Annotated in this window: 13 protein-coding genes; 2 read left to right on the top strand and 11 right to left on the bottom strand. The window is 58.7% G+C overall.

From position 1 onward, the window contains the following. Window positions 1-78: 78 nt before the first annotated feature. The gene (gmd, locus tag SLT36_RS26395) at window positions 79-1,179 is read left to right on the top strand and encodes a GDP-mannose 4,6-dehydratase (RefSeq protein ID WP_109671350.1); all 1,101 of its coding nucleotides are present in this window, start codon (window positions 79-81) and stop codon (window positions 1,177-1,179) included. A gap of 72 nt (window positions 1,180-1,251) precedes the next feature. After that, entirely contained in the window at window positions 1,252-2,220 is a 969-nt protein-coding gene (locus SLT36_RS26390; RefSeq protein WP_097574882.1) for a GDP-L-fucose synthase family protein, read from the top strand. A 1,025-nt stretch (window positions 2,221-3,245) separates the two neighbouring features. On the opposite strand, the gene SLT36_RS26385 is transcribed toward SLT36_RS26390, so the two are convergent. The 11 genes from SLT36_RS26385 to nifW all read right to left on the bottom strand — a co-directional run bounded on the left by SLT36_RS26385 (window position 3,246) and on the right by nifW (window position 12,871). Continuing rightward, on the bottom strand, window positions 3,246-4,154 hold the full coding sequence (locus tag SLT36_RS26385; RefSeq protein WP_432284994.1) for an SIR2 family NAD-dependent protein deacylase: 909 nt from the start codon (window positions 4,152-4,154) through the stop codon (window positions 3,246-3,248). A gap of 41 nt (window positions 4,155-4,195) precedes the next feature. Then, complete coding sequence (nifT, locus tag SLT36_RS26380; protein WP_097574884.1) at window positions 4,196-4,408, bottom strand: putative nitrogen fixation protein NifT; 213 nt, start codon at window positions 4,406-4,408, stop codon at window positions 4,196-4,198. Then, window positions 4,405-4,731: a nitrogen fixation protein NifZ gene (locus SLT36_RS26375; RefSeq protein ID WP_097574885.1), complete on the bottom strand. Its 327-nt coding sequence runs from the start codon at window positions 4,729-4,731 to the stop codon at window positions 4,405-4,407. The genes nifT and SLT36_RS26375 overlap by 4 nt, the downstream gene beginning before the upstream one ends. A gap of 90 nt (window positions 4,732-4,821) precedes the next feature. Next, complete coding sequence (locus SLT36_RS26370; protein WP_027056561.1) at window positions 4,822-5,016, bottom strand: 4Fe-4S dicluster domain-containing protein; 195 nt, start codon at window positions 5,014-5,016, stop codon at window positions 4,822-4,824. Window positions 5,017-5,048: 32 nt separating this feature from the next. Continuing rightward, on the bottom strand, window positions 5,049-6,530 hold the full coding sequence (nifB, locus tag SLT36_RS26365) for a nitrogenase cofactor biosynthesis protein NifB (protein WP_097574886.1): 1,482 nt from the start codon (window positions 6,528-6,530) through the stop codon (window positions 5,049-5,051). Window positions 6,531-6,779: 249 nt separating this feature from the next. Then, window positions 6,780-8,540: a nif-specific transcriptional activator NifA gene (gene nifA / locus SLT36_RS26360; RefSeq protein ID WP_432284993.1), complete on the bottom strand. Its 1,761-nt coding sequence runs from the start codon at window positions 8,538-8,540 to the stop codon at window positions 6,780-6,782. 156 nt (window positions 8,541-8,696) lie between these two features. Next, window positions 8,697-8,996 (bottom strand): ferredoxin family protein, encoded by a 300-nt coding sequence (locus SLT36_RS26355; protein ID WP_006333856.1) that lies wholly within the window; start codon window positions 8,994-8,996, stop codon window positions 8,697-8,699. Window positions 8,997-9,008: 12 nt separating this feature from the next. Further along, window positions 9,009-10,316: an FAD-dependent oxidoreductase gene (locus SLT36_RS26350; RefSeq protein WP_432284992.1), complete on the bottom strand. Its 1,308-nt coding sequence runs from the start codon at window positions 10,314-10,316 to the stop codon at window positions 9,009-9,011. Window positions 10,317-10,327: 11 nt separating this feature from the next. Beyond that, the gene (locus SLT36_RS26345) at window positions 10,328-11,431 is read right to left on the bottom strand and encodes an electron transfer flavoprotein subunit alpha/FixB family protein (RefSeq protein WP_027056557.1); all 1,104 of its coding nucleotides are present in this window, start codon (window positions 11,429-11,431) and stop codon (window positions 10,328-10,330) included. A 20-nt stretch (window positions 11,432-11,451) separates the two neighbouring features. Continuing rightward, the gene (locus SLT36_RS26340; protein WP_107652838.1) at window positions 11,452-12,303 is read right to left on the bottom strand and encodes an electron transfer flavoprotein subunit beta/FixA family protein; all 852 of its coding nucleotides are present in this window, start codon (window positions 12,301-12,303) and stop codon (window positions 11,452-11,454) included. A gap of 184 nt (window positions 12,304-12,487) precedes the next feature. Next, window positions 12,488-12,871 carry a nitrogenase stabilizing/protective protein NifW gene (gene nifW / locus SLT36_RS26335; protein WP_432284991.1) on the bottom strand — a complete coding sequence of 128 codons (384 nt, stop codon included), beginning with the start codon at window positions 12,869-12,871 and terminating at the stop codon, window positions 12,488-12,490. Between the last annotated feature and the right edge of the window lie 4 nt (window positions 12,872-12,875).

Raw genomic sequence — 12,875 nt, 5'->3', positions numbered from 1 at the left:
ATGCGCCCCTTTCTCGCCACGCAATCCCGCCGCAGGCGAGCATTTTCATGGGCGCGTCAAAATCAAAAGGATTCAAGCTTGTCAAAGAGAAAAGTCGCTTTAATCACCGGAGTCACCGGGCAAGACGGTTCCTACCTCGCAGAATTGCTTTTAGAAAAGGGCTATTCTGTGCATGGGATAAAGAGACGATCGTCTCTTTTTAATACGGGCCGTATAGACCATCTCTATCATGACCCTCATGAAGGTGGCGTTGATCTTACACTTCACCATGGGGACTTGACAGACTCGTCCAGCCTTACGCGCGTCATCCAACTGGTTCAGCCAGACGAAATTTACAATTTGGCAGCTCAGAGCCACGTTGCAGTCTCCTTTGAAGAACCAGAATACACCGCAAACTCCGATGCCTTGGGTGCGCTGCGTATTCTCGAGGCAATTCGGATCCTGGGGCTCGTCAAGCATACGCGCTACTACCAAGCCTCGACGTCTGAGCTCTACGGGCTGGTGCGGGAAACGCCACAGACCGAGACGACACCGTTCTACCCCCGATCACCCTACGCTGTTGCCAAATTGTATGCTCACTGGATCACCGTAAACTATCGAGAATCTTACAATTTTTATGCATGTAACGGCATTTTATTTAATCACGAGTCACCTGCGCGCGGAGAAACATTTGTAACTCGCAAAATCACGCGCGCCTTGACTCGGATTAAGCTTGGAATGCAGCCCACTCTATTCTTGGGAAATCTTAATGCGCGTCGCGATTGGGGGCACGCTCGAGACTACGTCCAGATGCAGTGGTTGATGCTGCAGCAGGAGCAACCTGAAGACTTTGTGATCGCTAGCGGTGAGCAACATTCGGTGCGCGAATTCGTCACCGTCGCGGCCGCTGAACTCGGCATCGATGTTCGTTGGATGGGGGAAGGGGTCGACGAAGAGGGGTACGATGCAAAGACGGGAGCTCTGATCGTAAAAGTAGATCCCCGTTATTTTCGTCCTGCAGAAGTCGAGACACTTCTCGGCGATGCCCGCAAGGCGAAAGAAAAACTTGGGTGGGAGCCCAAAATCTCCTTCATCGAATTGGTTAGGGAGATGGTTCGGGAAGATTTGCGCATGGCAGAGCGTGACGCAGTGCTGATGAAGCAGGGTTATTATTCACACAGTCCACGAGAGTTATGCTGACAACCGCGGCGCCATGCTGGCTTATTGTCAGTGCTATGGTGGCCTTCTTAAGGAGCGCCCGGAGCGTTATCAATGGAAAACAAAAAGATGAAGAAAGTCTATGTAGCAGGCCATCGCGGCCTTGTCGGATCCGCCACAATGAGAGCCCTCGAGGCATTAGGATCCTATGAGATAATAACACGTACTCACGACGAACTGGATCTATTTGACCGGAGCGAGACGCGCAAGTTCTTCATGTCGCGGCGGCCTGACTACGTCGTTATGTGCGCCGCAAAGGTTGGTGGTATACTGGCGAACGCTAGCTCCCCTGTCGATTTCCTTCATAACAACTTAGCGATTCAACTCAGTGTTTTTGATGCCGCTTACGCGTCCGGCGTCGAACGGATGATTTTTCTTGGCTCCTCGTGTATCTATCCACGCGACTGTCCGCAGCCGATACGGGAGGAATACCTTCTAACCGGTCCGCTTGAAGCGACGAATCGTCCCTACGCTTTGGCAAAAATCGCTGGAGTCGAATCATGCTGGTCTTTCAACCGGCAGTACCAGACACGCTATCTCGCGTTGATGCCGACCAACTTATATGGTCCCGGCGATAATTATCACCCCGAAAATTCCCACGTTCTGCCTGCCCTGATACGCCGTTTTCATCAAGCTAAAATAAACGGCGACACCTCGGTGGAGATTTGGGGATCCGGAAAGCCTCGACGAGAGTTTATGTATTCGTCGGATGTAGGCGATGCCATTGCGTTCCTGCTTGGCCTGCCAGATTCGGATTTTGACGCCTTGACAGCCCCCGACACTGCGCCCCTGATTAATGTTGGCGTTGGTGAGGATGTCACAATTCGCGAGGTAGCGGAACTCGTCAAGGCGGCAGTCTGCTGGGAGGGCAATTTGGTATTCGACACGACGAAGCCAGACGGTACTCCGCGCAAGTTACTGGACGTAACGCGCTTGCGTAACCTTGGCTGGAAAGCCAAAACGTCTCTTGGTGCCGGGTTGCAAGCGACGTATGAGGATTTTCTTCGCCTTCATGCGGCTTGATGTGGATGGGCGCATCCTGGTTGGACTGCATGTCCGACGGGGTGCAAGCTTGTTCAGTCAGGCCAAACAGAAGAGAGGGACGCGTACATACCGAGGCGGCCGCAATATTGGCCTGTGCTAACGTTGCAGACCGGACCTCTCTGCGACCGACGACGCAGAGGATCACCCAGAAGCTTGCCCAAGCCAATGGGAAGGGGGAAGGCCGCATAACCGGCCGCACCTGGAACGGCTGTGCGTGAGCGCCGTCCTCAAGTCGCCAGTTGGAACTGCTCGACCTCGCGGGAGCCGCTGCTTACGAAGCCGGCATCGACACGAAAGCCAACCAGGCCCGCATCATGCCTCAGGGCAGCCTTATCCAAGGCGGTGCATGCGGAAATGGCGGACGTCGACGTATGCTTTTCAACTAGCGCTTAGCCGTTGTCCCGCTGCGTGGTGTAGCTGGCGGCATTGGTCGCCGTGCTCTCCGGCATGGGCCGGGCTGATCGGATTGGTTCAGTCTGCACTCACTCGCCTCAAGGTCATGGCGCCACAAGCGCGGATTCGCGGCGCCGTGGTGCGGGCGTTTACAACTCATGCAGCAGCGGGTCTCGTTGATGGCGAAGAGGCCTGCCCTGAACCAATCGCTCGCGTCTGCAGCGCGCCAAGCTGTCGCGCAACGCGATCATCCTGACGCTCTGGGATGGCCGTGGCAGGTGACCGCCTATGCGGTGAGCACGCTTGGCCTTAGCTCGATTGGCATCGACCCCAACCGGCCTGATCATCGTGCCGTGCCACAGCTTTTACCGCCAAGTGAAGCCGATCAGCTGCGACCGCTCGCCGCGACAACCATGGCGCCAGACTATGGTCTGCTCGGCTGGTTCGAGCCCGTCGCCGCTGTGTTCATCCGCAGCGTATCCCATATCCGCTGCAGCCTCGAATGCAATAACCGTCGTAGCTTTTCAGAGCGCCTCTCGGAGTTGTTGAAAAACCCGGAAGTCAATTGCCCGTTTTACCTTTTCGGCAGTGTGGAGGCGTCTGGGAATGGCTCAAACGATTCCCGGTTTGGAATGCAATGTCTCGCCCAGTCCGACGAGACGGGCCGCGGCTTGACCCGTCGGCATGTCAATGACCGTGATTGCCCTTTCTGCAAGGAAGCGACGCTCGTTCTTGGTCAGCTGTGCTGTATCGATTGCCGCAAAATGTGGGCCATGGGAGCGCTTCATGATCTGTCGGGCATAGGTGCGCAGCATCTGATCATTGAAGCGGCAGCCGAGGAAGAAAAGACCACGGCTGGCTCGCCGTTCCTTCACCAGGTCAGGGATCGGCGTCTGGATGTCGATTTCGCTCAGCACTTCAACGTAGTCGGAATCTGCGACGAGGAAGTTTGCGGCCGGCCTGGCACCGCCGTGAGGGGCGTAGAGAACCGTCTTCGCCGCTGGTGCGGATTCGAGTAATATCCCGGACAAATCGTAGGCTTTCGTCCAAATGTCACCGATCTCGTGCGCCCGTGTTACGCCCTGTATTTCGACGACGTCGGTTCGGCGGGTCTGTATTAGAGCCGCGCGCATGGCACCGTCGTACCAGCTGTCGACGATCACGGAGAGCGGCAGCGTTGCAAGCCAGGCATGCAAGATGGTCGGCACCACCGGGGCCGCGAATATTTCGGCCATCCAAAGTTGAAGCGTCCGGCGGTGCCGGCGCTGTTCGATATACTGCGCTACCGACCACATGTTGGTGCGAATCTTCGAAGGGGCTGGCGCGCGCTTGTTGAGCGCTGCGGCAACGGCTTCGGGGGTATGCGGTACGGGCGGTCCCGCGGAGCGGATCTCAAGCAGACCCGGGCCGAGATAGGGAATGACCTGATCGGCCGCGAGCCCTTTCTTCAAAAGGTCAAGCTGCCTTTCGGCAAAACTGTCCCGAATGACGACGAGATGGCCCGAGGTCATTGTGTTCATGCTCGTATCCCTTTGCCGCTCTCTTTGTGTAAACCCGAAGGTCAGTCCTCGTCGGAAATCTTCCTTGCTTCGACGGTAATCGGCAAAGGCGTATCCCGCGGAAGGTCGGGCAGGACTAACCGCCAGCCGTTCTTCAGCGTCACGGCCCCACCCCATAAGTGTTCGTTGTCGACCTTGATGATCGGCTCTTCGAGATCCTTTTTGGGAATATAGGCCGACAAGCCAGCACCGGTCCTGCGGATCATTACCCTCATCGGGCCGTTCCTTCGTCAAACCCAGCACCGATTTCGGCACTGCAACGAATCCCAGCCGTCTCAAGGCTCATGAGTTCACGCGCACGCATGCCGACGACGGTGCCGCGATCGATCCATTCGACCGCATAGATGTAGAACTGCTGGAGAAAGGTGCCGATGTCGCGCACATAGCCCTCGTCGCCTTTGCGCACCAGATTTTCACCGATCTCCTTGCCCGGATAGGTGCCGTCATTTTTTATGTGGCGTGTGGCGCGGACCCGCTCACCCGGCATGAATCGCGGCGGTGTACGGATTTCGATGTCCTGTTCGCGTCCGAGGCTCATGGCCGTTCCTTTCTCTCGGCTGCAGCTTTCCAACAGGAGGTCAATGGTCCTGCGGAGGCGCCTCGACCGTGTCGGTAGCCGAAATGGAGGTCAGGCGGGGACGCAAGTCTTCGACACCGGACATACCGAGGCGCATTGCTGCGTTTCGAAGGTCCCCTCGCATTCGGTGCACTTTATCGGATCGATCACGTAGGTCTCGCCCTTGAACTTGATCGCGCCCGAAGGGCATTCGAACTCACAGGCACCGCACTGGGTGCATTGGGAAGCGATGATCTTAAAGGCCATTTTCAACTCCGGTTCGGTTAGAATGAGGCGGCTCAGGCCGTCGCAGCCAGTGGCTCACTCCCAAACTCGGCGGCGTAAAGCGCGCCGATCGCGGTCTCGATGTAGTCATACCCGTAAGCATCCGTTGCTCGGATCCCACCTTCCTTGAGACGATCCTCGGGGCAATTTCCAATTCTCGCGCACAGCACGATGTCTACGCCTTCGAGCGTAGAGATGACGCCGTCGAGGCTCTTGTCCTCGGCCCGGCCCCCGAGGCAATACTGCTCGACCTTGCGATGACCGACGAAGCTGATCCCTTTCGGCGAGGCCTCATAAACCTGGAATTCCTTCGCATGGCCGAAATGTTCGTTGATGCGGCCGCCACCCTTGGTCGCCACCGCGACCAGAAGCGATTTGCCGGAGCCCGCGGTCTTGACCATCCCGAGCGCCTCGCTCTTGGCCGCCATGCGGTCGCCCCGCTCGCGCGCGACCACTGCCCGATATGTCTCGCGCTTGCTGGCGTCGTACGTGACCTTGTCGGGAAGCCGGTCGAGCGTGAATTCCTGGCCACGATCCTCGCCGAGCAGGCCGACAGCATCGGCCCGGCACTGCCGGCAGTGGCGCATCAACTTGGCGCCGCCTTCGAGACGATCCTGAAGGGCCTTCAGCTCCATTGCCTTGGGGCCGCGCTGCCCGCTCAGGCCGTAATGCGTACCGTGTGCCGGGTCGGAAATCAGCGGCATGACATTGTGCAGGAACGCGCCGCGCTCCTTGACCCATTTATTCACCTCGATCAGGTGCTCATCGTTTACGCCGGGAATCATCACCGAATTGATCTTGGTGAGGATGCCGCGCGCCGTCAGCATCTCCAGCCCCGACATCTGTCGTTCGTGCAGGATCGTGGCTGCCTCAACGCCGGTATAACGGCGGTTGTCATAGAAGATCCACGGATAGATCTTGGCACCGATCCGCGGGTCGACCATGTTGATGGTGATCGTCACGTGATCGACATTCATTTCGGCAAGCTCGGCGACGCGGTCTGGCAGCGCGAGCCCGTTGGTTGAGATGCACAGCTTGATGTCGGCGATTTCCTTGGCGACCCGTTCGAATGTCGCCTTTGTGTTCTTCCAGTCGTAACAGGCATCGCCCGGTCCGGCGATGCCAAGCACGGAAAGCTGCGGCACTTCGTTGGCAACCCCGATCACCTTGCGCAGCGCCTGGTCGGGCGTCAGCCTTTCCGAAACCACCCCAGGCCGGCTTTCGTTGGCGCAGTCATATTTGCGATTGCAGTAGTTGCATTGAATATTGCAGGCTGGGGCGACCGCCACATGCATGCGCGCGAAATAGTGGTGCGCTTCCTCTGAAAAGCAGGGATGATCCTTGATCTTCTCCCAGACAGCCGAGTCCATCTCGTGCGGCTTTGCGAAGGAGCCGCAGGATGAAGATGCGCAGGCACCGGATTTCGCTCTCGCCGGCAACTGATCGAAGACTGTCGTGCCGGAAAGGCTCTGTAGCGAAATCATCGGTGCGGACATCGAACGGCTCCGTGCGTGGTGTGAACATCGCACTTCAGAGCGCAAGAGATATGCCAACTCGAAAAGCGGTCTTTATCCGTCATGCTGGCTTTACGTCGGCCTTTTGTGTCCAATTGTGTCCGTTTCCTGCGACACGGTTTTGTCAGGTCGCCGACAACGGTCAAAACCAACGCGACAGGTACCGTCTTGTCTCAGTTACGCCCAGTGCGGGGAGCAACCGCGCTCCCAAATGTGGTGTCATCAATGGCGTTAGAACTTCTTCACTTCGATATGATGCCGGCGCAGAGCATAGCCGACCTGCCGCGGCGTGAGACCGAGGAAACGAGCCGCCTTGGCCTGAACCCAGCCGGCTTTCTCCATCGCATCGATCAGTCGGTCGCGTTCCGTCAGACGCTGGTTCATTGCTGGGCAAGCTGGATGGTTGGGGTCGCAGGTCTCGCCGGGCGATGCCTCATTCTGGGAGGGGCCGACTCGCATGGCAGGCAGCGGCGATCCAACCGGCATCATATTGCCACGTGCGAACTTGTCGACGGCATAGGCGCCGTGCGAACGGCCGACTCCTTTCCACAGAAGCGAAGAAAGGCACTGGCTGTTCTGGCAGGCGAAATCCGACGCAGTTATTGTCATTGAACGCGCAAGTGTGGCCGTCCGTCGCACACAATTCTCCAACTCACGCACGTTGCCAGGGAAATAGCATTGCGAGATCAGGTCAAGCGCCGACGGCGTGAAGGCAAGATCGCGATGGTTCTCCTTGTTGAATCTATCGAGGAGAGCTTTGGCAAGGCGTGGAATATCGCCCGGCCGCTCTCTGAGGGGAGGCAGGACTATTGGCACCACATTGATGCGGTAATAAAGGTCGGCCCTGAACTCTCCATTCCGGACAGCCGTCTCGAGGTCCTTGTTGGTGGCGCATATGAGCCGCACGTCAACCTTTAGGGTCCTTGTGCCGCCCACTCGCTCCAGTTCTCCTTCCTGCAAGACGCGCAACAGCTTGGCTTGAAAGGCAGGCGAAATCTCGCCGATTTCATCAAGCAGCAGGGTTCCGCCATTCGCCAATTCGAACCGGCCGGCGCGCTGCAGGATAGCCCCGGTGAAGGCGCCCTTCTCGTGGCCAAAGAGCTCCGATTCCAAGACGCTTTCGGGCAGTGCGGCGCAGTTCAATTTGACGAAGGATTTCTCCCTCCGATGTGAAAGCCTATGGATGGACTGTGCAAAGAACTCCTTGCCGGTACCGCTTTCGCCTCGCAGAAGCACGGTGGAATTGGTCCTGGCCACGACCGAGACGATCTCCAGCACTTGCTTGAGTGCGGGACTTTCTCCGATGATTCCGTCGACCTTGACATGCGGATGTCGGGCCGGATGGGTCCTGTCCTCGTCGAGCGATTGCTCTGGTCTCGATTGCTTCTCGATAAGTCGCTGACCAGCCGTGCTCAAAGTGCGATGCAGGCGAATGGTCCGGCCGACCAGATTGGCGACCATGGCCAGGAAACGTAGGTCCTCCTCGTAACGGAACTCGGTGGTACCGTTCCTGACCCGGTCGATCGACAGCGTCCCGAAGATCTTTTCCTCAGCCTTTAGCGGGACACCGATAAACGCAGTTGCGATCGTGCCGCTGGTCGATTGAGGATCAGCCTGAAACAGCTCCGACGTGCTTGTGTCTTGTATGACGATCGGCACTCCAGTAGCGACGATTTTGTCTATTACGGCCTGGGGTATGACACTGCCGATGGCTGACTGAGGCACAGCGCCGCCGGTAGTTGCGCTAATCTCCGGCTCTCCTTCAGCGTCCAGGACGACGATTGCGCCATGACGCATTTGCACAAACGAGGAGAGGATATTCGCGACATTGGCAAGCGTAATCTCCAGCCGGGTCGGGGCAGTCAGAATCTTCGATATCTCGTAGATTCCCCTGAGCAAGCTGTCCGCATTGCGCGCCGCTTCGACCGCAGGTTCAGGCGGGGTGTTCCGAGATGCAATTTCACCGACCTGATCTGGAAGCATGTGAGCCACGCAAACACCTCAAGGGTTGTCCAAGGTGCTCCTCCCAAGCCCTTTTTTGTATTTTGAGTTCCAGAAACATAGTATTTTCAGCCTTTCGGCAATTGTGAACGATATTGGCGGTCTTGACCGCATTGCGAGCCTCTCGTTTCCCGCTCTTTGCGCCAGTCATCCGAACTTGAAGAGAACGCCAAAGCCGCCGCGCGGGTAATTCCACACGATCTCACCGCTGGCCTCGCACAGCACGCGACAGGTGCCGCATTCCATGCAGCCGTCGGAAGTCGTCTCCACCTGTCCCTTGTCGTTCAACTCATAGCACTTGGCCGGGCAGATGTGTGTCAGCGCGAGCAGGTTCGCGCTCGGCCTCTCGTGCGGTCGCACTTTGATATGCGGGCGGCCCGGATCGACCAGATAGCGGTTCTGATAAAGCTTCTCCTCGACACGTAACTTCGTCACGGCCATCGTCATCCTGTTTCTCCTTCAGCGCCACGCGAGTGCCAGGCGGACCACATCGCTGATCAGCCCCCAGCGCGAACGCGCCTTGATGAAGGCAGCAGTGGTCGCCTTTTCCTTCTCGATTTTTGGGGTGCCGTCGACCCGCATGAAGTTCTGCGCGGCCTGCGACATCAACTGCGGGTAAGTCATGAAGAAATTGCGGGAATTGGTGTGTATCAGGGCCGGCATGTCCTTATATTTCATCAGGTCTTTGACTACGAAGGACTTGTCCAGCATGGTCTTGTAGAGGGCGAGGTTCCTCCTGATCATCGGCTGGTTGCGGCCCTTGATCTCAATGATTGCCTCGCCCGCGATGCGGCCGGAAGTCATGGCGAGGTTCGAACCCTCGCGGTGGATAGCGTTGTTCAGTTGGGCGGCATCACCGACCGCCACCCAACCGTCGCCGAAGAGCTGCGGAATTGCCTTGTAGCCACCTTCGGGAATGAGATGCGCGGAATACTCCTTGACTTCCGAGCCCGCGATCAGCGGCCGGATCGAAGCATGGTTTTTGAAGGCGTCGAGGAGGACGTAAGGGCTCTCCATTGTCTGGGCGAAATCGGAGACGAGGCAGCCGATGCCGAGAGAGATCGACTCCTTGTTGGTGTAGAGGAAGGCCAGTCCGGCCATGCTGCGGGAAATCGTGCCCGCCGCTTCGATCACGCAGCCTTCGTCGCCCTGGAGGCCGAACCGCTGCTCAATGACCTCATCGGGTAGGAAATGCATTTCCTTGACAGCGAGCGCCACGCTTTCTGGCTTCGGCATCTTGCGCAGGCCGGCCCGTGTACCGAGCAGTCCGTTGACACCTTCTGCGAGCACGACGACGTCCGCGTAGATCGGCCCGCCAGCCCGGTCGGTGCGCACGCCGATCACCTTGCCGCTGGCACTGCGGACAAGTTCGGTCACCGTCGTCTCGCACAGAACCGTCGCGCCGGCGTGGCGCACCTTGCGCGAAAACCACTTGTCGAATTGGGCGCGGATGATCGTGTAGCGATTGGGCTTCGCCTCGTTGAAATCGTCCGATCGATACTGCATCCCGGTGTGGGAGCTGTCGTCCATCAACCAGAATCGCTGCTCGACCAGATGCCGCTCGAGAGGCGCATCATCCCGGAAATCCGGAATGATTTGCTCCAACATGTCGGCGTACATGATGGCGCCCTGGACATTCTTGGAGCCCGGATACTCGCCGCGCTCCAACTGCAGCACCGTCAGGCCCTGGCTTGCCATGGTGTAGGCGGCCGCGTTTCCGGACATACCGGCCCCGACGACGATGGCGTCGAATTCTTCCTCGATCATGGCCCTCTCCCTTAGCTCGCAAGCTTGTCGTGGCTGTGCGGCGACAGCCGCCGGGTGAAAGCTTCCGTCAATGCCGGCAGGAAACGGATTGCGTCGGTGACGATGCCGAGGTGGGCAAAGTCGAAGATCGGGGCGTTCGGGTCGGTGTTGATGGCTACGATCAAATCAGCCCCCTCCACGCCAACCCGATGCTGAATGGCCCCGGAAATCCCGGCCGCTATGTAAAGCTTTGGCCGGATGGTCTTGCCCGTTTGGCCAACCTGCCGATCGGCCGGCATCCAGCCCTTCTGGACCAGCGGGCGCGAACAGCCATATTCGGCGCCGATTGCCCGCGCTAGATTCTTCACAAGCTGCAAATTCTCCGCTGAGCCGAGACCGAGGCCTCCGGCAACCACGATGTCGGCGTAGGCGAGATTTGCCTTTGCCGATTGGCGATCGAGGTTGAAGCCAAGGACTTTGGTGATGATCTCTTCCTCGGTCATTGACAGCTTGTGCCGGATGACACGCCCGACCGGCTTATCCGTCCGCGGTGGCATGGCCATAACCCTCGGTCGTACGGTGGCCATCTGCGGCCGGTAGTTGAGCGTATAGATCGTGCATAGCAAGGAACCGCCGAAAGTCGGACGGGTCGCGGCGAGCGAACCGTCGACAACATCGAGTTCGGTACAGTCGGCAGTGAGCCCTGTCAGCAAGGTCGTCGCTACTGAGCCAGCGAGATCCCTGCCGAGCGTGGTCGCCCCGAGAAGCAGGATCTCCGGCTTGTGGGTATTGACCAGATCCGTCATCGCCTTGGTGAAAGGCTCGTTGCGATAGTCGGCAAGCAACGGTGCCTCGACGAGATAGACAAGGTCGGCGCCGTAAGCGAAGGCCTCGGCAATGGCATGCTGCGTGGCCTCACCGGGCGGTCCGAGCACGATCCCCGCAAGCTGGATGCCAAGCTTGTCGGCGAGCTTGCGGCCTTCGCCAAGCAGTTCGAAGGACACGGGATGGACCTCGCCGCGTTCCAGTTCGATGAAAACCCAGACGTGCCGATAGTCCCTAAAGTGCTCAGGCAATTCCCTCTTGATGCCGGCACGGCCGGCGGAAGGAGGGGCTTCGCGGTTCGCGTTCGACATCATCTCTCCTTGCCGTCCCGTCACTGGCCGCCGTCGAAGGCGAGTTCGTGTTCCAGCGCTGGCTGGCGGGTAAAGATTGCGGCGATCAGTTCGTCAGCGAGGTCGTGCTGCGTCTTGTCGGTCATGTCGATCTGCGTCGCCTTTTCCGCCCGCGTGGTTGGGGCGAAAACGCGCTTGACGACCGTCGGCGAGCCGCGCAGGCCGCATTTGTTGAGGTCGTCAATGCCAGCTTCGGCCGCGCTCCATTTCACGATCTGGCTGCGCGCGGCGCGCATGGCGTCGTCGAGCGAGCCCCTGCGGATTTCGTTGGTGCCTTCCAGCATTGTGACGAGGCAAGGCAGCCTGCTTTTCAGCATCTGCGTACCGCCTTCCGAACGGCGCTTGACGGTGATCTCGCGCGCATCGACATCGATAGAGTCGATCTTCGCCACATAGGTGAACTGCAGGAGGCCGAGGCGCTTGGCGATGCCGGGCCCGACCTGGGCGGTATCGCCATCAATCGTCTGCTTGCCGGCGAAGACGATGTCCGGCGCGCCAAAGGTCTCGCCAATTCTCACGATTGCCCGAGAAAGCGCGAAGGACGTCGCCAGCGTGTCGGAGCCGGCAAAACAGCGGTCGGTCAAGAGTACCGCGCGGTCGGCGCCATAGGTGAGCGCCTTGCGCAGCGCATCTTCTGCCATCGGCGGACCCATCGTAAGCACGGTGACCTCGCCGCCATGGGCGTCGCGCAATCTCAGTGCCTCTTCGAGGGCGAACAGGTCGTAAGGGTTGATGATGGTCGGCACGCCCTGGCGCATGATCGTGTTCGTCACCGGGTGGACACGTATCTGCGCGGAGTCCGGCACCTGCTTGATACAGATTACAATGTGCATTGCGTCTTTCTCGGCTCCAATCCGCAAGCGGCCCTGGCGTTCATCTCCTTCGCAGCATCATTCGTGCCAACCGTTTTGCGTTGCTCTGTTCCCTTTGACATGGGGTTGGTTTGTTCCGAAGGTGCCGTCGTGATGACCGGGTTTGTCGGCTTTTCGACCTTGTCGCGTCGCACTAGTGTCGCGTTCATTCTGTCCCGAACCGCCTCAGGATCGACTCGAACGGGACAAAGGTGTGGTCCCGAGTGGCCGGTTTGTCGGGATCGTGCTCTTTGAGCACCTTGAAGACCCGGTGGGTGAGTGGCGAGGATGTCGCGAAATCCTCATAGGCGCGTTCCAACGTCGCACGCGCCCGCGCGGCGATCACCCCATCGGGAAGACCGGCGAAATCCTCTTCAGCGAGATATTGGCCCATGCGCTTCAGGATATGCAGCCGTGAGACATTGAGCACCTTCGGATCATAAGAGATGCAAAGGACTGCGAAGAACTCCTCCGCAGCCGACAGGCTCTTCAGCCGGGCGAGGATGTCGGTGACATCGATGGCACGACTTTCAGCGAAACAACTGCACATTGCA

Origin of the sequence: Aminobacter sp. BA135 (genome assembly GCF_050859125.1) — a bacterium.
Lineage (GTDB): Bacteria > Pseudomonadota > Alphaproteobacteria > Rhizobiales > Rhizobiaceae > Aminobacter > Aminobacter ciceronei.
This window is presented reverse-complemented; position numbering and strand designations above follow the sequence as displayed.

Coding starts and splice junctions, on each gene's coding strand:
- SLT36_RS26390 (WP_097574882.1), top strand. CDS start 1,252: ATGGAAAACAAAAAGATGAAGAAAGTCTATGTAGCAGGCCATCGCGGC.
- SLT36_RS26385 (WP_432284994.1), bottom strand. CDS start 4,154: ATGAACACAATGACCTCGGGCCATCTCGTCGTCATTCGGGACAGTTTT.
- nifT (WP_097574884.1), bottom strand. CDS start 4,408: ATGAGGGTAATGATCCGCAGGACCGGTGCTGGCTTGTCGGCCTATATT.
- SLT36_RS26375 (WP_097574885.1), bottom strand. CDS start 4,731: ATGAGCCTCGGACGCGAACAGGACATCGAAATCCGTACACCGCCGCGA.
- SLT36_RS26370 (WP_027056561.1), bottom strand. CDS start 5,016: ATGGCCTTTAAGATCATCGCTTCCCAATGCACCCAGTGCGGTGCCTGT.
- nifB (WP_097574886.1), bottom strand. CDS start 6,530: ATGTCCGCACCGATGATTTCGCTACAGAGCCTTTCCGGCACGACAGTC.
- SLT36_RS26355 (WP_006333856.1), bottom strand. CDS start 8,996: ATGACGATGGCCGTGACGAAGTTACGTGTCGAGGAGAAGCTTTATCAG.
- SLT36_RS26350 (WP_432284992.1), bottom strand. CDS start 10,316: ATGATCGAGGAAGAATTCGACGCCATCGTCGTCGGGGCCGGTATGTCC.
- SLT36_RS26345 (WP_027056557.1), bottom strand. CDS start 11,431: ATGTCGAACGCGAACCGCGAAGCCCCTCCTTCCGCCGGCCGTGCCGGC.
- SLT36_RS26340 (WP_107652838.1), bottom strand. CDS start 12,303: ATGCACATTGTAATCTGTATCAAGCAGGTGCCGGACTCCGCGCAGATA.
- nifW (WP_432284991.1), bottom strand. CDS start 12,871: ATGTGCAGTTGTTTCGCTGAAAGTCGTGCCATCGATGTCACCGACATC.